This window comes from Jujubicoccus corallicola (genome assembly GCF_047345645.1).
In the GTDB taxonomy this organism is placed as follows: domain Bacteria; phylum Pseudomonadota; class Alphaproteobacteria; order Rhodobacterales; family Rhodobacteraceae; genus JBLEFH01.
In genome coordinates, this window is sequence record NZ_JBLEFH010000008.1 from 123,787 (window position 1) to 142,981 (window position 19,195).

General features: G+C 62.1%; 26 protein-coding genes. 5 read left to right on the forward strand and 21 right to left on the reverse strand.

The window, feature by feature from the left end; genetic code table 11:
* Positions 1–9: 9 nt before the first annotated feature.
* From ACMA5I_RS12665 to ACMA5I_RS12755, 19 genes are all read right to left on the reverse strand, one after another.
* On the reverse strand, positions 10–561 hold the full coding sequence (locus tag ACMA5I_RS12665; RefSeq protein WP_525886647.1) for a phage tail tape measure protein: 552 nt from the start codon (positions 559–561) through the stop codon (positions 10–12).
* Entirely contained in the window at positions 548–760 is a 213-nt protein-coding gene (locus ACMA5I_RS12670) for a rcc01693 family protein (RefSeq protein ID WP_525886648.1), read from the reverse strand. The genes ACMA5I_RS12665 and ACMA5I_RS12670 overlap by 14 nt, the downstream gene beginning before the upstream one ends.
* Complete coding sequence (locus tag ACMA5I_RS12675) at positions 757–1,071, reverse strand: GTA-gp10 family protein (RefSeq protein ID WP_525886649.1); 315 nt, start codon at positions 1,069–1,071, stop codon at positions 757–759. The genes ACMA5I_RS12670 and ACMA5I_RS12675 overlap by 4 nt, the downstream gene beginning before the upstream one ends.
* Positions 1,071–1,481 (reverse strand): phage major tail protein, TP901-1 family, encoded by a 411-nt coding sequence (locus ACMA5I_RS12680; RefSeq protein ID WP_525886650.1) that lies wholly within the window; start codon positions 1,479–1,481, stop codon positions 1,071–1,073. The genes ACMA5I_RS12675 and ACMA5I_RS12680 overlap by 1 nt, the downstream gene beginning before the upstream one ends.
* A gap of 2 nt (positions 1,482–1,483) precedes the next feature.
* On the reverse strand, positions 1,484–1,903 hold the full coding sequence (gp17, locus tag ACMA5I_RS12685) for a tail completion protein gp17 (protein ID WP_525886651.1): 420 nt from the start codon (positions 1,901–1,903) through the stop codon (positions 1,484–1,486).
* Positions 1,900–2,232, reverse strand: coding sequence for a head-tail adaptor protein (locus ACMA5I_RS12690; RefSeq protein ID WP_525886652.1), 333 nt, complete (start codon positions 2,230–2,232; stop codon positions 1,900–1,902). Before ACMA5I_RS12690 ends, gp17 begins: the two co-directional genes overlap by 4 nt.
* Positions 2,229–2,789, reverse strand: coding sequence for a head-tail connector protein (locus ACMA5I_RS12695; protein WP_525886653.1), 561 nt, complete (start codon positions 2,787–2,789; stop codon positions 2,229–2,231). The genes ACMA5I_RS12690 and ACMA5I_RS12695 overlap by 4 nt, the downstream gene beginning before the upstream one ends.
* 123 nt (positions 2,790–2,912) lie before the next feature.
* Positions 2,913–4,100, reverse strand: a complete 1,188-nt coding sequence (locus ACMA5I_RS12700) for a phage major capsid protein (protein WP_525886654.1) — start codon at positions 4,098–4,100, stop codon at positions 2,913–2,915.
* Complete coding sequence (locus tag ACMA5I_RS12705; RefSeq protein ID WP_525886655.1) at positions 4,097–4,651, reverse strand: HK97 family phage prohead protease; 555 nt, start codon at positions 4,649–4,651, stop codon at positions 4,097–4,099. The genes ACMA5I_RS12700 and ACMA5I_RS12705 overlap by 4 nt, the downstream gene beginning before the upstream one ends.
* Positions 4,652–4,663: 12 nt before the next feature.
* The gene (locus ACMA5I_RS12710; RefSeq protein ID WP_525886656.1) at positions 4,664–4,900 is read right to left on the reverse strand and encodes a GTA head formation protein, RCAP_rcc01685 family; all 237 of its coding nucleotides are present in this window, start codon (positions 4,898–4,900) and stop codon (positions 4,664–4,666) included.
* Positions 4,897–6,066 (reverse strand): phage portal protein, encoded by a 1,170-nt coding sequence (locus ACMA5I_RS12715; RefSeq protein WP_525886657.1) that lies wholly within the window; start codon positions 6,064–6,066, stop codon positions 4,897–4,899. The genes ACMA5I_RS12710 and ACMA5I_RS12715 overlap by 4 nt, the downstream gene beginning before the upstream one ends.
* Before the next feature lie 58 nt (positions 6,067–6,124).
* On the reverse strand, positions 6,125–7,471 hold the full coding sequence (locus ACMA5I_RS12720; RefSeq protein WP_525886658.1) for a DNA-packaging protein: 1,347 nt from the start codon (positions 7,469–7,471) through the stop codon (positions 6,125–6,127).
* Positions 7,428–7,712 (reverse strand): hypothetical protein, encoded by a 285-nt coding sequence (locus ACMA5I_RS12725; RefSeq protein WP_525886659.1) that lies wholly within the window; start codon positions 7,710–7,712, stop codon positions 7,428–7,430. The genes ACMA5I_RS12720 and ACMA5I_RS12725 overlap by 44 nt, the downstream gene beginning before the upstream one ends.
* Positions 7,713–7,857: 145 nt before the next feature.
* A complete protein-coding gene (gene mltG / locus ACMA5I_RS12730; protein ID WP_525886660.1) occupies positions 7,858–8,922 on the reverse strand; it encodes an endolytic transglycosylase MltG in 1,065 nt (354 codons plus the stop codon).
* Complete coding sequence (gene fabF, locus ACMA5I_RS12735) at positions 8,922–10,181, reverse strand: beta-ketoacyl-ACP synthase II (RefSeq protein WP_525886661.1); 1,260 nt, start codon at positions 10,179–10,181, stop codon at positions 8,922–8,924. Before fabF ends, mltG begins: the two co-directional genes overlap by 1 nt.
* Before the next feature lie 160 nt (positions 10,182–10,341).
* A complete protein-coding gene (locus tag ACMA5I_RS12740; protein WP_525886662.1) occupies positions 10,342–10,575 on the reverse strand; it encodes an acyl carrier protein in 234 nt (77 codons plus the stop codon).
* Between the two features lie 110 nt (positions 10,576–10,685).
* Entirely contained in the window at positions 10,686–11,423 is a 738-nt protein-coding gene (gene fabG, locus ACMA5I_RS12745; RefSeq protein ID WP_525886663.1) for a 3-oxoacyl-[acyl-carrier-protein] reductase, read from the reverse strand.
* 108 nt (positions 11,424–11,531) lie between these two features.
* Positions 11,532–12,470: an ACP S-malonyltransferase gene (gene fabD / locus ACMA5I_RS12750; RefSeq protein ID WP_525886664.1), complete on the reverse strand. Its 939-nt coding sequence runs from the start codon at positions 12,468–12,470 to the stop codon at positions 11,532–11,534.
* Positions 12,471–12,538: 68 nt separating this feature from the next.
* Entirely contained in the window at positions 12,539–13,555 is a 1,017-nt protein-coding gene (locus ACMA5I_RS12755; RefSeq protein ID WP_525886665.1) for a hypothetical protein, read from the reverse strand.
* Positions 13,556–13,765: 210 nt separating this feature from the next.
* On the opposite strand from ACMA5I_RS12755, the gene rpsF reads away from it, so the two are divergent.
* From rpsF to rplI, 3 genes are read left to right on the forward strand one after another with little or no spacing between them, the layout of a single operon-like run.
* Positions 13,766–14,125: a 30S ribosomal protein S6 gene (rpsF, locus tag ACMA5I_RS12760; protein WP_525886666.1), complete on the forward strand. Its 360-nt coding sequence runs from the start codon at positions 13,766–13,768 to the stop codon at positions 14,123–14,125.
* A gap of 23 nt (positions 14,126–14,148) precedes the next feature.
* Positions 14,149–14,376 (forward strand): 30S ribosomal protein S18, encoded by a 228-nt coding sequence (gene rpsR, locus ACMA5I_RS12765; RefSeq protein WP_525886667.1) that lies wholly within the window; start codon positions 14,149–14,151, stop codon positions 14,374–14,376.
* Positions 14,377–14,386: 10 nt separating this feature from the next.
* A complete protein-coding gene (gene rplI, locus ACMA5I_RS12770) occupies positions 14,387–15,016 on the forward strand; it encodes a 50S ribosomal protein L9 (RefSeq protein ID WP_525886668.1) in 630 nt (209 codons plus the stop codon).
* 151 nt (positions 15,017–15,167) lie between these two features.
* Here the strand turns inward: rplI and ACMA5I_RS12775 are convergent, their stop codons facing one another.
* Complete coding sequence (locus ACMA5I_RS12775; protein WP_525886669.1) at positions 15,168–15,968, reverse strand: hypothetical protein; 801 nt, start codon at positions 15,966–15,968, stop codon at positions 15,168–15,170.
* 256 nt (positions 15,969–16,224) lie between these two features.
* On the opposite strand from ACMA5I_RS12775, the gene ACMA5I_RS12780 reads away from it, so the two are divergent.
* Positions 16,225–16,794 carry a shikimate kinase gene (locus tag ACMA5I_RS12780; RefSeq protein ID WP_525886670.1) on the forward strand — a complete coding sequence of 190 codons (570 nt, stop codon included), beginning with the start codon at positions 16,225–16,227 and terminating at the stop codon, positions 16,792–16,794.
* Between the two features lie 286 nt (positions 16,795–17,080).
* Positions 17,081–18,559 carry a replicative DNA helicase gene (locus tag ACMA5I_RS12785; protein ID WP_525886671.1) on the forward strand — a complete coding sequence of 493 codons (1,479 nt, stop codon included), beginning with the start codon at positions 17,081–17,083 and terminating at the stop codon, positions 18,557–18,559.
* Here ACMA5I_RS12785 and ACMA5I_RS12790 read toward each other — a convergent pair.
* Positions 18,556–19,059 carry a GNAT family N-acetyltransferase gene (locus tag ACMA5I_RS12790; protein WP_525886672.1) on the reverse strand — a complete coding sequence of 168 codons (504 nt, stop codon included), beginning with the start codon at positions 19,057–19,059 and terminating at the stop codon, positions 18,556–18,558. The genes ACMA5I_RS12785 and ACMA5I_RS12790 overlap by 4 nt on opposite strands.
* Between the last annotated feature and the right edge of the window lie 136 nt (positions 19,060–19,195).

The following is a 19,195-nucleotide window of genomic DNA, read 5'->3' on the forward strand; positions in this document are numbered from 1 at the left end:
CCCTTTCGCTTATCGGTTGCGCTGTCCGCGCTCCAGCATCCGGCCCATCTGCGCCGCGATCTGGCTTTGCGAGCGCCGGAAGCCCTGCACATCCGGCGTCGAAATATTCATCACCACCTGCACCGGCTGGCCCCCGCTCGCGGCCCGCACCCCGAGCGATCCATCGGTCCCGCGGGTCAGTGGCATGATCGCCTCCGCGCCCGCTTCGCCCATCAGCCCCGTCGCCCCGCTCATCGGGAACGTCGTCGGCGCCGTCACCACCCCGCCCTTGGCGAAGGCCTTGACCGGGCCGGACAGCAGCCCCTCGACGGTGGAGCCCATCAGATCCTTGAGCGGGTTCACGGCGGCATTCAGCCCCGTTTCCAGCATCGAGCGGCCCAGATTGCGCAACGTGTCCGACAGGCTCGCCCCGTCAAAGACCAGCGCATTGACCGCGCCCTTGAGATCCTTGCCCAGCGTCTCGCTCAGCTTGCGCGCATCTTCGCTCGCCAGCCGCATCGCGTCCTGCATGGCCTCCACCTCGCCGCGAAACCCTGCGGCGTCATCGTCAAACGCGTCCATCTTGCGTCTCTCCTTTTGTGGGTGTGTCGGGGAAGCGGGCCATCAGCCGCTCCAAATGGCTGCGCCCCAGCGCCGCCTCCCCGCCGCGTCCCGTCATCAGCAAAAATTCCGCGGGGGTAAGCGCCCAAAACGTCGCGGGCGTCAGGCGCATCTGCCCCAGCCCGAGCCGCATCAGCCCCGGCCAGTCGATGCCGCTCATGTCGCGCCCCGAAAGGCCAGCACCAGCATCCGGCCGCATTGCCGCGCCGCTTCCACGGTGCCGCCCTCGATCTCGGCTGCCTCCAGCGCCGCGCGGTCCACCTCTGCGCCGCCGCCCATCAGCCCGGCCTCGATCAGCCGCAACAAATCGCGCGCCGTAAACGCCCCGCGTTCAAACCGCGCGACCAGCGCCTCCAGGCTCTCCGCCTCCAGCGCCGCCTCCAAAGCGGCCAGCGCGCCGAGCGTCAGCTTCATGCGGCGCGGCGCGCCATCAATGACCAGCGCCACCTCGCCTTGATGCGGGTTCACCATCACAGCGGCTGAAACTCGATCGCGCCCGCCGAGGCGAAGGCCATCTCGTAAAGCGCCTCACCATCATATTTGCCGGAATATTCCAGCGCGGTGAGTTGGAACTTACCGACAATCGCGCCGAAATCCGGGATGATCACCTGCAACTGCGCATGACGCGCGCCAAAGAAAATCTCCCGCGCCCGTTCGTCGGAGTCCCGGTCCCGAAACAGCCCCGACCCGCTCACCGCAACGCTGCGCAGCCCCGCGCCTTCCAGAAGCTCGCGCCACCCGCCGCTCTCCATGGAACTCGCATCCACGGTTGCGGCGTTCAGCGCAATCCGGCTGGCGCGCAGCCCGGCCAGCGTTTCGAAATTTCGCGTCCCATCAAGGTCGATCTTGATGAGCAAATCCTGCCCCTTCTGTGCGGCCATGATTACTCCTCCTCCACAAAGGCTCTGAATGTCAGTGTCATGCGGCGGCGCTCCGGCGCGCTGTCGCGTTTGGCTTCGGCGGCGATGCTCCGCAAATCGCGGATCGCCCCGCCCTCGAGCGGCAGATCGGCCCCCTCCAGCAGCGCGCAAATCTGCTCCGCCACATGTTTGACGTCCGCAAAGCCGCGCGCGTCGGAGATCACCTCTATCGCCAGCTCATGCCGCGCGGCCCCAGCCCCTTGCGATCCACGCGGGCGGATTTTGGTCTCGCCAATCAAAATGTAAGTCCCAACCCGCCCGTCGATCGTCCCGTCAGGCGCGGCATCGAAAATCCCGGTCCCAACCTCGGCGACAATTTCGGGCGAGGCGCGCAAGGCGCCGTAAAGCGCCCGCTGCACCGCGCCGGTCAAGCGAATGGTCATGCGAAATCCCTTTCCTCGACAAGGCAGGTCAGATAGCGCGCCGCCGCATCGGCCTCGCGCACCGCCTGCACTTCGAAAATGCGGCTCCCTTTGCGAAACCGCGCCCCGGCGCGCGGGCGGCGGTCCGATCCCATCGGCGCGGCCCGCACCGTGATGCGGTAGCGCGTCAGGCCCACTTCGCGCCCACCAAACGCCGTCTCCCCCACTGATGCGGGCGTGATCGCGGCCCAAAGCTCGCCCAAAATCTGCCAATGGTTGCGCCAGCCCCCGGCCCCGTCCGGCACCTGCTGCGGCGCTTCGAGAAGCAGCCGGTCGCGCAGCCGGATCATGACACCGCCCCAAGGCGGCGCTGCTGCCAGGGAGAAATCAGCGCGGCGACCGTCGCGGGCAACGCCGTGCCCATCTCGCCGCCGCGATCCTCGAAATACTGCGTCGCCAGCACCAGAACCGCCTGCCGCAGATCGGCGGGCACATCGCGCCACTCGCCAAACCCGGCCTTAAACCGCAGTTCAGCCACCCCGCCATGCGGGATCACCGGCAACGCGCCAAAAATCTCGTTACCGCGCGCATGAAGCGTCACACCCTCGCGGCGCGGCTCGCCCGTCGCACCGATCACATCGACCGACAGCACCTCGATCACCGGCCCGACCGGCAACACCTGCCGCCCGGCCTCCTGCCAGCGGCTCACGGACCAGCTGAACTCCCGCGCAATCAGCGCCCGGCCCGTCCGGCTGCGAATGGTCGCCAGCGCGGCGCGCAGATAATGCTCCAGAAGCGCCTCTTCGCGGGTATCTTCCTCAAAGCCGCGCCCGAGGCGCAAATGCTCCGAAAACACATGGATCGGCAATCGCGAGGCCGCGACCGATCCGATTTCTCTCACCATCATGAAACTCTCCCTCGGCAATAAGAAAACGTCCCCCGCCTTGCATGGGCGGAACGATTGCATTTCAAAGCTGAAAGCGGCGGGGGACGGCGGGCCGCCCTCACGGCGGCCCTATCGGCATCTCCCTTAGGAGACGACGAATTTCAGAAGCTTGATGGCCTGGAAATCGGTCACATCGCCGCCAATCCGCTTGGTCGCATAGAAGAGCACATGCGGCTTGGCCGAGAACGGATCGCGCAGCACGCGCAGATCCGGGCGTTCGGCAATGGTGTATCCAGCCGAGAAATCGCCAAAGGCAATGGCCGACTGGCCCAGCGCAATATCCGGCATCGCTTCGGCGATCAGCACCGGATAGCCCATCAGACGCGCCGGCTCGCCCGCAGCAAACCCGTCGGACCACAGGAAGCGCCCATCGGCATCCTTCATCTTGCGCACCGCGCCTGCGGTCTTGGAATTCATCACGAAGGTCGCATTGGCGCGGTATTGCGCGCCAAGCGCATAGACGAGATCGACAATCGCATCCGCCGGGTTGGTTTCGGCGAAATCGCCATTATTGCCGGTCGCGACATAGCCCAGCTTGCCCCACATGAAATCATCATAAGGCACGGCATCATACGCCATAATGCCCTTGGGCTTGTTGTTGCCATCGCCATTGATGAACGCGTCGGACTCCGCGCGGGCGAACTTGTCCGCGATCCGGCCCGCGAGCCAGCCCTCAACGTCAAACGCCGCATCATCGAGCAAACGCTGCGAGGCTTTGGGCATGGCCGAAAGCTCATGCAGCGGGATCGAAATCCGCTCCACCTGCGGGGTGTAATCGCCTGCGGCCACTTCCGTTTCGCTGCTCCAGCCCGAACCGATATCGGCCTTGTCCACCAGCATATCGAGCGCATTGGCCTCGACATTCACCACATTGGCCACCGCGCGCAGCGACGCAGCCCCGCGCAGCACGTTCTGGATCTCCGCCGAGGTCTGCGGGTCCACCAGATAGCCGCCATCGGAATTGATGGTCATGCCCTTGGCCTCCACCTCGATCCCGCGCAAGCCGTCATCATCGCCCGAGCGCAGATAGCTGCCCATGGCTTTTTTATGCGGCACATCGGCCTCCACGGCGCGACTCAGCGCCGGGCGGCTCACCGCCGATTTGCGATCCAGCATCATCAGCCGATCCTCCTGCTCTTTCATACGGCGCTTCATTGTCTCCTGAAACGCATTGAATTCATTTACGAAACCATTCACCGCTGTCTTCATTTCGAAAACCTCGCATCCGCCTTGATCCATCTCTTTCCCTTTCTCAGATGTCAGATCATTCATGCCGGGCGCGCGCCCAGCTTCGATGTGGCGTCGGTGAAGACCTCGGCCAATCCGCGGGCAAGCGCATGGCTGCGCCCCCCCACCCGTGCTTCGGGAAGCATCGGGAATGTCACCAGCGATACCTCCCAAAGATCCAGTTCCTGCAACTCGCGCCCGCCCGCGGCCTTCCCGGCCCGGAGCGTCCGGTAGCCGATCGACAGCCCGTCAATCGCCCCCGCTTCCAAAAGCGCCTTGGCCTCGCGGCCCGCCTGCACCTCCGTCAAAAGCCGCCCCTTGACCCGCAGGCCATGGGCGTCCTCGACCATCTCATCCCAGACCCCGATGGGCCGCGCCGGATCATGCTGCCACAGCATCTTCACGCTGCGCCCCTCGGCCTTGAGCCGCCCCAGCCCGGCGGCAAAGGCCCCCGGCATCACCCGGTCCCCGCCCTGATCGGCAATCCCAAAGACCGAGGCATAGCCCGCAATCTCGGCCCCTTCGCCGAGCGCGCCGGGCTCCAGCCGCTGGAATTTCACCTCAAGCCCCGGCATGGGGCTCCCCTCAAAAATCATGCGTCTCTCCTTTCATTGCTGGGCGATCAGCGAATAGACGCCCTGTAAAATCACCCCGGCGACCACGCCTGAAACCGCCAGCCACAGCCGCTTTTCCACGCGCTCCAGCACCATCTCGATGGTGTTGAGCCGCCGCTCCAGCCCCAGCCAGCGCTCCTCGCTCACCCGCTCATGCGCCTCGATCCGGGCGCTGGTCACATCAAAGGGTTCGTAGAGAAAGCGGGAGCCGGTATGCCGCCGGGCGCTCATTGCCCCAGCCCGAGAAGGCGGCGCTTTTCCTCGTCATTGAGAAAATCCGCCCCGGCGATCCGCGCCCATTGCGCTTCGCGCTCAAGGCTGAGCGCCGGCACCTGATCGAGATCGGGCCGGAGGCGCAGATCCCGCCCCAGATGCGCCGAAAGCCACGGGCCAAGCGCGCCAGCCACCTTCTGCACCATCGGCAGCACGGTCAGCCGGTAAAACGCCCGGTTCGCCTCCTGATAATTGGCATAGGTCGCATCGCCCGGCAGGCCGAGCAGCATCGGCGGCACCCCAAAGGCCAGCGCCACTTCGCGCGCCGCCGCCTCCTTGGTCTTGTGAAACTCCATATCGGACGGGCTGAACCCCATCGGCTTCCAGTCGAGCCCGCCTTCGAGCAGCATCGGCCGCCCCGCATTGCGCGCGCCCTGATGATTGGCCTCCAGCTCATCCACGAGCCGCGCATATTGGTCATTGGGCAAACTGCCCTGCCCATCCGCACCCTTGTAGACAATCGCGCCCGAAGGCCGCGCCGCATTGTCGAGAAGCGCCTTGGACCAGCGCGAGGCCGCATTATGCACATCCATCGCGGTGGCCGCCGCTTGCAGCGGGCTCATCCCGTAATGATCGTCGGTCGGATGGAAGCTCTTCACATGCAAAATCGGCGAAGGGTCCGCGGCGGCAAAGCGCACCTTCTTACCGCCCACTGCATAATCCCAGGCCGCAGGCCAGCCGTCAGGGCCGGGCACCACCGCCATGCGGTCCGAGCGCAGCACAAACAGCTCCGCCGGGCCGCCGGTCAACATCTCGCCCGCCGCTTCCACATAGCCATTGCCCGAAAGCAAAAGCTGCCCGTAAAGCGCCTCCAGCAATTCCGCGCCGGATTGCGCCGGGTTGGGATTGCCGAGCAGCCGCACCAGCGGATGCTCATCCGCCCGCCGCTCGCCTTCCTCCACCCAAAGCGGCACGGAAGCGGCGGCTTCGGCCAGCATCCGCACGGCGCGAAACACCACCGGATTGCCCGCAAAGCCGCTCCGCACAAGGCTGCTCACATCCCGCGCGCTCCAGGCCGCCCGGCCCGCGCCGTGAAAGGCCACGACCCGGCCCGCCTTCGAGGCTTTCGTCTCCGGCACCGCCGCCGCGCCTTGCGCCTTTGATCGGAAAAAATTCAGCGCCATCCCGGCCCCCTTTCATCCCCATAAAAAAACCCGCCTGAACAGGCGGGTCCGGTCAGCCTCAAAGGCTGCGAATACGTGGCGCGCGCCATCGCGCGGCCGGCTCCAAAATCAACTCGGTCAGCGCCCAAACCAGCGCATCGACCCGGTCCGGGCTGCCCCGTCCGGCAAAGCCGTCGCGCCGCATCGCCGTCATCTGGTCCTCCAGATCGGCAAACAGCGCCGCATGGCCAATCCGCCCCTGCTCATAAAGCGCGGCGACCGGCTCGGCCCGCACCTGCTTGCCGCGGCTCGCCCGCACCGGCTTGTAGCGCAGCGTGGCATCGACCTGCCGCAGCAGGCTCTCCACCAGCTCGCCGCCCTGATTGACCTCGGCGACAATGCAATCCGCCTTGTGCTTGGCGGCCACCTCCACGGCGCGCGCCATCCACTCCACCGGCTTGGCCCCGCGCAGCGAGGCATCTTCCAGCACAACACCGCGCCAGTCCCCCGGCTTGCCGCTGCACTCCGCACCGGCGACGATAATGCCGCATTCATCGGCGCTCGCCCCGCTCGTCATCGGCGGGTCCACCGCCACCACGATCCGCTGCGGCGCGAACATTTCCTGCCCCCGCGCCGTGTCCAGAAGGCTATGCGTCCAAAGCGCATCCTCGTCATCGCCAAGCAAAACGCCGTCCAGCTCCTGCCGCCCGAGCGTCGTCCCGGCATAGCGCGCCGTGATCTTCTCCAGAAATGCCGGGGCCAGATTGACCCGGTTGGCACTCGTCGGCGCTTGCGTCACCACGGTGTCCCTGGCCTCCAAAAGGCTACGCAAAAGCGCCTGATTGCGCGGCGTCGTCGTCACCACCTGCCGGGGCCGCGAGCCAAGCCGCAGGGTGAATTGCAGCATGTCCCACGCCTCCTCGGCGCGTTTCCACTTCGCCAATTCATCCGCCCAGGCCGCGTCGAATTGCGGGCCGCGCAGCCGCTCCGGGTCGCTGGCGGAATAGATCTCCGCCACCGCCCCGTTCGGCCACACCAGCCGCCGCCGCACCGATTGCCATTCGGGCCGCCGGTCGGGCGGCGAGCAGGCCAGGATCCCGCTCTCGCCCAGAACCATCACCTCGCGGGCCTGCTCCAGCGTCTCGCCGACCAGCGCCACCCGGCGGCAAAGCCCCGGATCCCTCGGCCCCGGCCCTTCGACTTGCGCCCGGACCCATTCGGCCCCGGCACGGGTCTTGCCCGCGCCCCGACCCCCAAGGATCACCCATACATTCCAATCGCCCCCCGGCGGCCGTTGATGACCGTCGAGGGCCCAATGTTCAAAAAGATGCGGCAAAGCAGCCAAAGCATTGTCCGATAATCCGTCCAGAAAGCCATCGACATCATTCGCGCTCCCTCCAGCGAGCAACTCTTTCAAGGATTTCATCCCGCGCTCCTTTGAGATCCAACACCGCACCCGTCGCCGCGTGCTTGCCCAGCTTCGCCTGCTCATCGAGCAATGTTTGCAAAGCCTTGGCAAAGGCGCGCAGGGCGCCATCCAGCTTCTTGGGGTCCTCGCCGCCGGCCTTCAGCCGCGCGATCAGCCCCTTCACATCATCCATGCAATGCGCATACAAAAAACGCGCCTGCGTCACCGCATCGCGTGCTTCAAAAACCAAATCTGTCATAAAATAAGCCTTGTCGGGTTCCGCCCGCTACCCCGTCCGAAAATTGTCGGGGGCCTAGAAAGCAGAAAGCGGAGCATCTGCCCCGCTTACCCACTTCTTCCAGCTTGGATGTATCTCTACATCAGAGCGTTCGCTAAGTCAAGCGCTAATTTCCGCCAGCGGTGCTGTCGCCGCCCTCCGGGCCGACCTCTTCGCTCCCGGAATCCGCCGCTTCCGCCTCGGCGGCAGCGGCCCGTTCGGCCTCGATCTGCCGCCATTTCACCACATTCGCCTCATGCTCCGCGAGCGTTGTGGCAAAGGCGTGACCGCCCGTCCCGTCGGCGACGAAATAGACATAATCGCTCTCCGCCGGGTTCAGCGCCGCCGCAATGGCGAGCCGCCCCGGATTGGCGATCGGCGTCGGCGGCAGGCCGGAGATCACATAGGTGTTGTAAGGCGTTTCCGCATCCAGCTCGCTGCGGCGAATCCCCCGCCCCAGCGTGCCCTCGCCCATAGTGATTCCATAAATCACCGTCGGGTCGGTTTGCAGGCGCATCCCTTGCTCCAGACGGTTGGTGAACACAGCAGAAACCAGCTCCCGCTCGCTCGCCACACCCGTCTCTTTCTCAATGATAGAGGCCAGAATCAGCGCCTCTTCCGGGGTCTCCACCGCCGCATCCTCGGCGCGATTCTCCCATTCCTCCGCCAGAATCTGCTCCTGCGCCTCACTCATCAGCGCGATCACCGATTCGCGGCTGGCATTGCGGCTCACCCCATAGGTGTTGGGCGCAAGCGAGCCCTCCGGCGGGATCTCCGTGATCTCCCCGGTCAGAAACTCCACCGAATTGAGAAGCTGCACCACTTGCCAACTCGTCAGCCCCTCCGGCACGGTCACATTCCAGGAAATCGTCCGCCCGGAGGTCACAATATCCAGCACCTGCGCCATGGACGCGCCCGCCGGGATCTCATATTCCCCGAATTTCAGATCGCCTTCCTTGCCCAGATAGCGCGCCCCAATGCGGAACAGGCTGGCATTGGAAATGATCCCTTCCTCGGCCAGCGCCTGCGAGACGCCGCCCATGCTGCCGCCGCGCGGCACCTCGAAGATCACCATATCCTCGGTCGTGCCGCCCTCTTCAAACTGCGCCTTGCCCCAATAGACAACGCCGACCGCCACCGCAAAAAGGACGATCAGAACCGTCAGAACATTGGCCACAAAATGCCGTGCCATCACTTCACCCGTTTAAAGATCACCGATGCGTTGGTCCCGCCAAAGCCGAAACTGTTCGACAGGGCCACATCTATTTGTTTTTCCACTGGTTTCTTCGGCGCGAGGTTCAGATCCGTCTCCACGTCGATATCCTCCAGATTGAGCGTCGGCGGCGCGATATTGTCCCGGATCGCGAGGATCGAGAAAATCGCCTCGATCGCCCCCGCAGCGCCGAGCAAATGCCCCGTGGCCGATTTGGTGGAACTCATCACCGTGTCCTTGGCATGATCGCCCAACAGGCGGCCCACGGCCCCAAGCTCAATGCCATCGGCCATGGTCGAGGTGCCATGCGCGTTGACGTAATCAATATCGCTGACCTCAAGCCCCGCACGCTCCACCGCCGCTTTCATCGAGCGGTAGCCGCCATCGCCATCGCTGGCCGGGGCCGTGATGTGATAGGCATCGCCCGAGAGGCCATAGCCCACCACTTCCGCGTAAATCGTCGCCCCGCGCGCAACCGCGTGGTCATACTCTTCGAGCACAACCACCCCCGCGCCTTCACCCATGACAAACCCGTCGCGGTTCTTGTCATAAGGCCGGCTCGCCGCTTTCGGATCGTCGCGATATTTCGTCGAGAGCGCTTTACAGGCGTTGAACCCGGCAATCCCCAACTCGCAAATCGAGGCTTCCGCCCCGCCCGCGACCATCACATCGGCATCGCCCAGCATAATCAGCCGCGCCGCATCGCCAATCGCATGCGCGCCCGTCGAGCAGGCCGTCACGACCGCATGGTTCGGCCCCTTGAAGCCGTAACGGATCGACACCTGACCGCTCACTAGGTTAATCAGCGAGCCGGGAATAAAGAAGGGCGACACCCGCCGCGGCCCTTTTTCCTTGAGCAAAATCGCCGTGTCCGCAATGGTCGAGAGCCCGCCAATGCCGGAGCCGATCATCACCCCGGTGCGCAGGCGCTCCTCTTCATCTTCCGGCGTCCAGCCCGCATCCTTCACCGCCATATCGGCGGCGGCCATCCCGTAAAGGATGAACGGATCGACCTTGCGCTGCTCCTTCGGCTCCATGAACTCATCGGGGTTGAACGTGCCGCCGGACCCGTCGCCATAGGGCACTTCGCAGGCGTAATTCGTCGCCAGATGGTCAGCATCGAATTTCGTGATCGTCCCCGCCCCGGACTGCCCGTCCAAGAGCCGCGACCATGTCTCCTCGACACCGCTCGCCAGCGGCGTGACCATCCCCAAACCCGTAACTACAACCCGGCGCATCGCGTTCACCTCTTATTTTTCGTTGCGGACTGTTTTATCTGCGCAATCTCGCGGCGTCCAGCGCGCGGCGCGTCACAATGCCGCTGGTTTTGCCGCCATCCGCACAACGAAAAACGCCCGGCGTTGCCACCGGGCGCTTCTCAAGAAATTCGAACGGCTCTTACTGCGCGTCTTTGATGAATTTCACAGCGTCGCCAACGGTCTGGATCGACTCAGCGGCGTCATCGGGGATCTCGATGCCGAACTCTTCTTCGAACGCCATGACCAGCTCAACGGTGTCCAGCGAGTCTGCGCCCAGATCGTCGATAAAGGACGCGCTTTCGGTCACTTTACCTTCGTCAACGCTGAGATGCTCAACAACGATTTTCTTTACGCGGTCAGCTACATCGCTCATAGATTTCTTCCTTATATCATTATGGGCCGAGCCCGTTTGACCGGGCGTCTCCGCCCCCTCACTTCCGCGTCATAGCATGAAAAAACCTCATGGCAAACGCGAATTGAGCCTTAGAACATCGCCATTCCGCCATTCACATGCAAGGTCTGGCCGGTCACATATGCCGCCTCGTCACTTGCAAGATAAAGCGCGGCGGCGGCGATCTCTTTCGCCTCGCCCATGCGGCCCATGGGAATCTGGCCCGAAATCGCCTCTTTCTGCTTGTCGTTCAGCTTGTCCGTCATCGCCGTGGCAATAAAGCCCGGCGCAACGCAATTGACCGTAATCCCGCGCGTGGCAACTTCCTGCGCAAGGCTTTTCGACAGCCCGACGAGACCCGCTTTCGAAGCCGCATAATTGCCCTGCCCCGGATTGCCCGTCGCGCCGACGATCGAGGTGACATTGATGATCCGGCCCGCCCGCGCCTTCATCATCGGGCGCATCACGCCCCGGCAAAGCCGCATGGCGCTGGTCAGGTTCACATCGAGAACGCTCTGCCATTCCTCGTCGCTCATGCGCATGAACACATTGTCCCGCGTGATCCCGGCATTGTTGACCAGAATATCCACCGAGCCCATGGCCTCCGCCGCCTGTTTCGGCAGCGCCTCCACGGCTGCGGCGTCGGACAAGTTGCAAGGCAGCACATGCACGCGCTCCCCCAGCTCATCCGCCAGCGCCTTCAACGGCGCCTCACGCGTGCCGGAAATCCCAACGGTCGCGCCGGCAGCATGAAGCGCCCGCGCAATCTCGCCGCCAATCCCGCCAGACGCGCCGGTAATCAGGGCATTTTTGCCTGTCAGATCAAACATATCTCTGTCCTTCTTTAGTCCTTACCGAAGGTTTAGCGCATCTTTTTCAATGCGATAAGGGCGGATTTTAAAGCACGGAAATTCCCGTTCGAAATCCGCCCCTTAGCCTTAACTCTTCGCGCGCTCTGCCGCCGCTGTCACCTGATCCGGCGTGCCGACCGCCAGCGTCTCGATCCCCTTGTCGATCCGCTTGACCATGCCCGAAAGCGCCTTGCCCGCGCCGATCTCCCAGGCCTCGGTCACACCCTGCTGGCCCATCCACGCGACACTCTCGCGCCAGCGCACCGAGCCCGTGACCTGCTCGACCAGAAGCCGCCGGATCTCGTCCGGGTCCGTCACCGCAGCGGCGCGCACATTGGCCACCACCGGCACTTTCGGCGCAGCGATCGTGACCTCGGCCAGCGCTTCCTCCATCCGGTCCGCCGCGGGCTGCATCAGCGCGCAATGGAACGGCGCGCTCACCGGCAGAAGCAGCGCCCGTTTCGCGCCCTTCTCCTTGGCAATCTCGGTCGCGCGCTCCACCGCCGCCTTGTCGCCGGAAATCACCACCTGCGACGGGTCATTGTCATTGGCCGCCTGGCAAACCTGCCCCTGCGCGGCTTCCTCGGCCACCGCCTGCGCGGTCTCGAAATCAAGCCCGAGCAGCGCCGCCATCGCCCCCTCGCCAACCGGCACCGCCGCCTGCATGGCCTCCCCGCGAATCCGCAGAAGTTTCGCCGTATCGGACAGCGACAGCGCCCCCGCCGCCGCGAGCGCCGAATACTCGCCCAGAGAATGCCCGGCCACGAAATTCGCCGCATCCACCGAAACGCCCTCCGCCTCCAGCGCCGCCATGGCCGCCAGCGAGGTCGCCATCAGCGCCGGCTGCGCGTTTTTCGTGAGGGTCAGCTCCTCCGCATCGCCCTCCCAAATCAATTGGGACAGCTTTTCCCCCAACGCCGCATCCACCTCATCGAACACGGCTTTGGCGGCCGGATAAGCCTCCGCCAGATCCTTGCCCATCCCAATCGCCTGCGCCCCCTGTCCGGGAAACAAAAAAGCCCGCATATGCTCCTCCAAATTTTCGGTGAGACTAGCGGGGGTTGAGGGGAAGGGCTAGGGAAGATTCTGGCTGGCTATCTTCTTCTGAATTTCGCTTTGCGCCCTATACGTATCCTGACGCCACGATCTTTAAGTTGCTGTTGCATCAACACCGCGAAACGGTTTTCCCAGCCATCGGTATGAACTATACGGTCAAATCCACTCGCTTTGGATTTGAGAAGTTCACTACGGGATTTTTGAGATAACTCTTTCCAATCTTCGTAAAGAACGTATAGCGCATTGCCGTATTTCAAGTTTTCGAAAACCACCAAATCATCGGAATATTTTGCTCCGATATAGTAGTCGTTACCGCCCATACCGCGAAGATAATTCTGAGGTTCATATGCGTCGAATAAGCGCATTCTCTCCTCAATCACATCCTTTAGTTCCTCAGATATCGGCTTTCCATCCTTACTAGAAAAGGTTCTGATTACATCGTCAACGTTTTCTGGCGGAAAGACTTCCCAGTCCAGCTCGCTTGTGAAAGTGACTTTAGGATTACCACCATCCGCGATACCAACATCACCGACATTCTCTTGTAGCAGATTCAAAGCAAACAATAAGTCATCTTCGAAAGAGATGGAGTTTCTTGGGATCGGTTCGTCAATAGCGAATACAACATTAAACGAGCCGTCAGGATTAGAGCGCTTAACTTCAATTTCGATTGAAAATAAGTATGGCGGATGCTGGTCACGCTCATAAACCTCTCTAGGAATTGCAACTGTCGTCCAATCGTTTCGAGCAGAATCACCATAAATTAGTATATCTTGGTAGTAATACTTCGTAATCTTGGGAAGATCCTTCCTTACCACCTCCCAACCATCAACGTTTTTTCGAGAAAATCGACCTGTATTTAAATTAGGAATAATTGACCAGGACTTATCAGGCTTGCAGCTTTCCTGATCTAAATTTACGTGCCCATAGACATCTTTTACTATATCTTCCTCAGTTAACTGCTTAGCAACGATGACCTTGACCGTTTCGCTACCCAAGTCATCCAGTCTTTTTACAACTTGGGGCGGTATTTTTCGAAAACTTTTCCATTTAACCATATCAATCAATCCATTTTGTATCTCATCAAGCGAAGCACACTATATATAGTAGTGTGTATTTTTTCAATGAGAAATCAATTCCCTTGCCCCGCCCCCCAAAACCCGCTAAGGACCAGCCTTCCCCGGAAGGTATTGCAACGCGTGGCCTCTCCGAAGCGGGCCGGGGTTTTATTCCGCTGACAGAAGCGCGCCGAAAAAATGGTGAACGATATGGCTCTCTATGAGCATGTCTTTATTTCGCGGCAGGACCTGTCCTCCGCGCAGGCCGAAGAGCTCGTCGAGCATTTCGGTCAGATCCTTGCCGACAATGGCGGCAAGGTCGTCGATCAGGAGATCTGGGGCCTCAAGACCCTCGCTTACAAAATCGACAAGAACCGCAAAGGCCATTACGCCTTCCTGCGCTCCGACGCCCCGTCGGAAGCCGTGCAGGAAATGGAGCGTCTGATGCGCCTGCATGATGATGTCATGCGTGTCCTGACCGTGCGTGTTGACGAGCATGAAGAAGGCCCCTCGGCCTATCTCGCCGCCAAGAACGCCAAGGAAGAGCGCAAGTCGCGCAACCGCGACTAAGCTTTAGCAAAAGGATATAAGACATGGCACAAAAACCGTTTTTCCGCCGTCGCAAGACCGACCCGTTCGAGGGTCCGGATGCGCCGAAGATCGATTATAAAGACGTGAAACTGCTCCAGCGCTACGTGTCCGAGCGCGGCAAGATCGTCCCGTCCCGCATCACCGCCGTGAAGGGCAAAAACCAGCGCAAGCTCGCTCAGGCGATCAAACGTGCGCGGTTCCTGGCGCTGCTGCCTTATTCTGTGAAGTAAGGAGACCATCATGGAAGTCGTACTTCTCGAACGCGTCGCCAAACTGGGCAATATGGGGGAAGTTGTCTCCGTCAAGCCGGGTTTCGCACGCAATTTCCTCTTCCCGCAGAAAAAGGCTCTGCGCGCGTCGAAAGAAAATCTCGCTGTGTTTGAAGCCCAGCGTGCGCAGCTGGAGGCGAAAAACGCCGAAGCCCGCACCGAGGCCGAAAAAGAGCTCGGCAAGATCGACGGCAAGAAGTTCATCCTGATTCGCGCTGCTTCCGAGCGCGGTGCGCTGTTCGGCTCGGTCACGCCGTCCGATGTGGCCGCGTCGCTCTCTGAGGCTGGCGTCGATGTGGATAAGCGTCAGGTCAATATCGACCGTCCGATCAAGGAGCTGGGCCTGCACGATCTCATCGTGACCCTGCACCCGGAAGTCGAAGCGACCATCACGGTCAACGTCGCGCGCAACGCCGATGAAGCCGAGCTTCAGGCGTCGGGCAAGACCATTCAGGACGCTGCTGCGGAAGAAGAAGCCGCTGCGGAAGCCGATCTCGAAGCGCTGTTCGAGGACATCAACGCCGCCGCTGGCGACGACGAAGACCTCGCCGAGCAGATCACTTCGGATGAAGATGAGGCCGAGGACGAAGACGAGGCGTAAGCCGGTCTTCCAACTCTCGCAGAAAGCCCCGGTTCGCGCCGGGGCTTTTTTCGTTTGGGGTGAGCGGGTTAGAGTGCTTTCCTAAATCACATCGTTCTGCCGAAACAGGCGGTTTAGTTGCCTTACCCTTCACCATACCGGACAGCGCGCCTTAATTCGCCTTCCCCTCCAGAACACCCGTCAGCGTCGGCGTATAAGTCGCCTCCACCATCCCCCAATATTGCTGCCCTTCTCCGCGCGTATAAGCAGTCGGCGTGCCGATCAGCCGCACCGTCTCGCCGGTCTCGATCACCCCGATCCGCGGCACGCCGCTATAGTAAAGATCGTCGTCCGGAGGGATCCCAAGCCGCAGATTGGCACTGCTTTTCAAGGTTAACGCCGTATCGGCCCGCAGCGCGTCCGGGGGCGGCGCATCGCGCAAAGTGCTGTCCTCGGTCCACACATCGCGCACCGGGTCAAACGTCCCGAGCCAGATCGCGCCTGTCCCCTTACGCGGCGCAATCGTCACCAGCGGCGCGGTCACTTCCCCCTGCCCGGCCAGCCCCGGCGCGGGCGCCACGACCATCGGCGGCACGGCGTCCCCCACCGTCATCCGAGACATCTCAAATTGCCGCTCCCCCTTCATCAGCGTCTTGATCCGCGCATTCATCTCCGTGATCTGCTGCTCGCTCGCCTCGACCTTCGCGACCATGGCCACGAACTCCTCGCCCGTGATCGCCAGATCCGTCCCATTGACCTCCAGCACCATCCCACCGCCACCCAGCGAGAAGCCGCGGCTCAGGTCCACGATCCCGCGATCCTTGAGCAAACTCAAGAAGATAAGGACAAGAAAGAACACGCCCAGAACCTTCAGAAACAGCTCGCATGGCGCGCGCAGCCAGGAGAAGCTGGACTCCTCCGGGCTACGCCGATGCGCGGTCAAATCCCCGCGCGGTTCGCTCTGTTCGGCCATCAGATGGCCTCCCTTCATAAAACTAGGTGATCGAAAAATCTTTGTTGAAAATGAATATCCCTAACATAACGCAATCCCCGCACCGCGACTGTGATGCAGGTCATAGACAACATTACATTTGACATATTTCCTCGTAGGCGGCGTGTGGGAATCGGTGGGGGCTTGGGGCGATTTTGGGCTTCGGCGAAACATGTCCACATCGCTGCGGAACCGTGTAATCTGGCCCGGCAGACAGACCCCGACGCGAGGCAAACCGATGGAAGCGCCGCCCCGAAACATCCTCCTGATCGGCCCCGGCGGCGTCGGAAAAACGACGTTTGGACAAAGGCTTGCCGCCCGTCTCGATCTCCCTTTCCACGATCTCGACGCGATATTTTGCGCGCAGGTCCTGAACATCCGCCGCTTTATCGAGACGCGCGGCTACACCGCCTATGCGCGCCGTAATGGCCGCCTCCTCGTCGATCTTCTGGAAGGTGCAACAGGCCCCATGGTCGTCGCGCTCTCCTCGGGCGTCCTCAGCGCGGACATGCCGGAACCGCTGCGCAGCAGGCTGATCGCGAAGGTCAAACAGAGCGGCGAGGCCTTTCTGATCCTCCCGCACACGGATGACGCGACCGCCGCCGAGATCGTCGCCGCGCGGCAAATCACGCGCGGTTTCGGCCTGCGCTACGAGCCCGAGCGCGAGAAATATCTCAGGCGCATCCGCGAGTATCGCCAACTCGGCTTTCGCGAAATCATCGTGCCGCCGGAGGCGGATGGCGATACGCCGTTAACCGCCTCTGTCAATTCCCAAATGACGTTAAGGTTAATTCATGAAATGACGTAAAGGTCACAACCTAAAATTGTGTTCCATACATCTCGAAATTTCTAAATTTAATGAAATAGTTGCGCGAATGTGGGCTAAATCACTTCCCATTTGCTGGTAAATAGTCACACTGAATCTACTCCGCAGGGCCGCACGATCGCATGAGCGTTTCAGTTGATCCTCCCTGTCAGGAAGGCAAACGGTCCGTGAACACCATCTTCCTTCCTTTAGGCCCTGCGGAGACTTTTCCTCGACGCTTCCCACGCCCCCGCTTTCGGCGCTATAAGGTCGCTCTAGCGGAGGAATCATGGCAGACGGCGCGCAAGGCTATCAGGCGGAAAAACCGGGCATCCCCCATTCGATCGAAGCGGAACAGGCGCTTTTGGGCGCGCTTCTGACGTCGAATGAGGTGTTTTCCCATTTCGAAAGCTTTTTGAAGCCGGAGCATTTTTACGATCCCGTCCATGCCCGCATTTACCAAGGCGCGATGGAGCGGATTCAGCGCAATGCGCTCGCCTCACCGGTCACGCTGACGCCGAAATTCGAGGATGATACGGGGCTGAAGGAGCTTGGCGGGCCGTCCTATCTCGTCAAACTCGCGGGCGGCGCGTTTACCCTGCACGGGGCCAAGGATTACGCGCAGATGATCTATGATCTCGCGCTCCGCCGGTCCCTCATCGTGATCGGCGAGGAAATCTGCGCCACCGCGTCCCAGCTTGAGGATGATGGCGATCCGAATGACCAGATCACCAAGGCCGAGCAAAGCCTCTATGCGCTTGGCGAAAAAGGCTCTGTCTCCAAGGGTTTCGTCAGTTTTCAATCGGCGATCATCGAAGCCATCGAGACCGCCAATGCCGCCTTCCACCGAGATGGCGGGCTGGCCGGGGTCTCCACCGGGCTGACCGATCTCGATAAGAAACTGGGCGGGCTGCATAATTCCGACCTGCTGATCCTCGCCGGGCGGCCGTCCATGGGGAAAACCTCACTCGCGACGAACATTGCCTTCAACATCGCCAAGGCGCATCGCAAGGGGCGCAAGGAGGATGGCACCGAGGGCACGCTCTCGGGCGGGGTCGTCGGGTTTTATTCGCTGGAGATGAGCGCCGAGCAGCTGGCGGCGCGGATCCTCTCCGAAGCCGCGCGCCTGCCGTCTGAACAGATCCGCCGGGGGGATCTGACGGAGGAGGAATTCCGCCGTCTCGTCGAGGCCGCAAAGGATTTGGAAACCTGCCCGCTCTATATCGACGACACGCCCGCCCTGCCGATCTCGTCGCTGGCCGCCCGCGCCCGCCGCCTCAAACGCACCCATGGGCTCGACGTGCTGATGGTGGACTATCTCCAGCTTGTCCGCCCCGCGACCGCCAAGGACAGCCGCGTCAACGAAGTCTCTGAAATCACGCAAGGTTTGAAGGCGATTGCCAAGGAGCTGAACATCCCGGTCATCGCCCTCTCGCAGCTCTCCCGCCAGGTCGAGGCCCGCGAGGACAAGCGCCCGCAACTCTCCGATCTGCGCGAATCCGGCTCCATCGAGCAGGACGCGGATGTGGTGATGTTCGTCTATCGCGGCGAATATTATAAGGAGCGCGAGAAGCCGGGCGAGGAAAACGCCGAGGCGATGGCCCAATGGATGCAGGATATGAGCCAGCTTGAGGGCAAGGCCGAGGTCATCATCGGCAAACAGCGCCACGGCCCGATCGGCTCGGTCGATCTGGCGTTCGAAGGGCAGTTTACCCGGTTCTCGGATCTCGCGCGGCCCTATCAGAGCCCGCAGGAGGGTGGGTTTTAAGAGCCGCCCTTCGCGCTTTCCCGCTTCATCGGCAGGATCAGCCCCCATTCCGTCTCCTGTGCGGGACCGAACACGGCAAAGCCCAATTTACGGTAAACGGCAATGGCGCGGGCGTTCTCCGGATGCGGGTCCACGGCGACGACCGGCGCGCCCTCATCAAAAAGCTGCTGCACCCGCTGGCCGATCATCGCGGTGCCATGCCCGCGCCCGATCATCTCCGGATCGCCGATAAACTGGTCGATCCCGCGCGTGCCGTCAGGGAGATGCGCGAAGTGATGCGCGCCCCAGCCATGAACCGTATAATCCTGAAGAAAAGCAAAGGGATGCGAGTCGATGCTCACAATGAAGCGCCGCACCCGTGGATCGCTCAACTCCGCCGCATCATAGGGCGGATCGGCGTCCCACCACGCCCGCACATGCGGCTCGGCCTGCCACTCAGCAAGACGCGGCAGATCATCGAGCGTCGCCGGGCGGAAATGATACATCTGAGGCGGCATCATGGCCCCATTATCCGCAGATCGCCGCACGCCGCAACGGGGCGCGGACCAACCCAATCGCCGCAGCTTTCATCCCGCATCTTTTCCTTTTCCCCAACCGGGGTTAGAGTTTTCGCAACATTCGCAGGAAGGACCCCCC

Excerpts from the sequence above, each read along its gene's own strand:
- ACMA5I_RS12665 (WP_525886647.1), bottom strand. The coding sequence starts at position 561 with ATGGACGCGTTTGACGATGACGCCGCAGGGTTTCGCGGCGAGGTGGAG.
- gp17 (WP_525886651.1), bottom strand. The coding sequence starts at position 1,903 with ATGACCATTCGCTTGACCGGCGCGGTGCAGCGGGCGCTTTACGGCGCC.
- ACMA5I_RS12790 (WP_525886672.1), bottom strand. The coding sequence starts at position 19,059 with ATGATGCCGCCTCAGATGTATCATTTCCGCCCGGCGACGCTCGATGAT.
- ACMA5I_RS12690 (WP_525886652.1), bottom strand. The coding sequence starts at position 2,232 with ATGATCCGGCTGCGCGACCGGCTGCTTCTCGAAGCGCCGCAGCAGGTG.
- fabG (WP_525886663.1), bottom strand. The coding sequence starts at position 11,423 with ATGTTTGATCTGACAGGCAAAAATGCCCTGATTACCGGCGCGTCTGGC.
- ACMA5I_RS12710 (WP_525886656.1), bottom strand. The coding sequence starts at position 4,900 with ATGAGCGCCCGGCGGCATACCGGCTCCCGCTTTCTCTACGAACCCTTT.
- ACMA5I_RS12715 (WP_525886657.1), bottom strand. The coding sequence starts at position 6,066 with ATGGCGCTGAATTTTTTCCGATCAAAGGCGCAAGGCGCGGCGGCGGTG.
- ACMA5I_RS12755 (WP_525886665.1), bottom strand. The coding sequence starts at position 13,555 with ATGGTTAAATGGAAAAGTTTTCGAAAAATACCGCCCCAAGTTGTAAAA.
- ACMA5I_RS12720 (WP_525886658.1), bottom strand. The coding sequence starts at position 7,471 with ATGAAATCCTTGAAAGAGTTGCTCGCTGGAGGGAGCGCGAATGATGTC.
- ACMA5I_RS12780 (WP_525886670.1), top strand. The coding sequence starts at position 16,225 with ATGGAAGCGCCGCCCCGAAACATCCTCCTGATCGGCCCCGGCGGCGTC.
- ACMA5I_RS12700 (WP_525886654.1), bottom strand. The coding sequence starts at position 4,100 with ATGAATGATCTGACATCTGAGAAAGGGAAAGAGATGGATCAAGGCGGA.
- ACMA5I_RS12670 (WP_525886648.1), bottom strand. The coding sequence starts at position 760 with ATGAGCGGCATCGACTGGCCGGGGCTGATGCGGCTCGGGCTGGGGCAG.
- ACMA5I_RS12675 (WP_525886649.1), bottom strand. The coding sequence starts at position 1,071 with ATGGTGAACCCGCATCAAGGCGAGGTGGCGCTGGTCATTGATGGCGCG.
- mltG (WP_525886660.1), bottom strand. The coding sequence starts at position 8,922 with ATGGCACGGCATTTTGTGGCCAATGTTCTGACGGTTCTGATCGTCCTT.
- rpsR (WP_525886667.1), top strand. The coding sequence starts at position 14,149 with ATGGCACAAAAACCGTTTTTCCGCCGTCGCAAGACCGACCCGTTCGAG.
- ACMA5I_RS12695 (WP_525886653.1), bottom strand. The coding sequence starts at position 2,789 with ATGATGGTGAGAGAAATCGGATCGGTCGCGGCCTCGCGATTGCCGATC.
- ACMA5I_RS12740 (WP_525886662.1), bottom strand. The coding sequence starts at position 10,575 with ATGAGCGATGTAGCTGACCGCGTAAAGAAAATCGTTGTTGAGCATCTC.
- fabF (WP_525886661.1), bottom strand. The coding sequence starts at position 10,181 with ATGCGCCGGGTTGTAGTTACGGGTTTGGGGATGGTCACGCCGCTGGCG.
- ACMA5I_RS12785 (WP_525886671.1), top strand. The coding sequence starts at position 17,081 with ATGGCAGACGGCGCGCAAGGCTATCAGGCGGAAAAACCGGGCATCCCC.
- fabD (WP_525886664.1), bottom strand. The coding sequence starts at position 12,470 with ATGCGGGCTTTTTTGTTTCCCGGACAGGGGGCGCAGGCGATTGGGATG.
- ACMA5I_RS12705 (WP_525886655.1), bottom strand. The coding sequence starts at position 4,651 with ATGATTTTTGAGGGGAGCCCCATGCCGGGGCTTGAGGTGAAATTCCAG.
- ACMA5I_RS12680 (WP_525886650.1), bottom strand. The coding sequence starts at position 1,481 with ATGGCCGCACAGAAGGGGCAGGATTTGCTCATCAAGATCGACCTTGAT.
- ACMA5I_RS12725 (WP_525886659.1), bottom strand. The coding sequence starts at position 7,712 with ATGACAGATTTGGTTTTTGAAGCACGCGATGCGGTGACGCAGGCGCGT.
- ACMA5I_RS12775 (WP_525886669.1), bottom strand. The coding sequence starts at position 15,968 with ATGGCCGAACAGAGCGAACCGCGCGGGGATTTGACCGCGCATCGGCGT.
- rplI (WP_525886668.1), top strand. The coding sequence starts at position 14,387 with ATGGAAGTCGTACTTCTCGAACGCGTCGCCAAACTGGGCAATATGGGG.
- rpsF (WP_525886666.1), top strand. The coding sequence starts at position 13,766 with ATGGCTCTCTATGAGCATGTCTTTATTTCGCGGCAGGACCTGTCCTCC.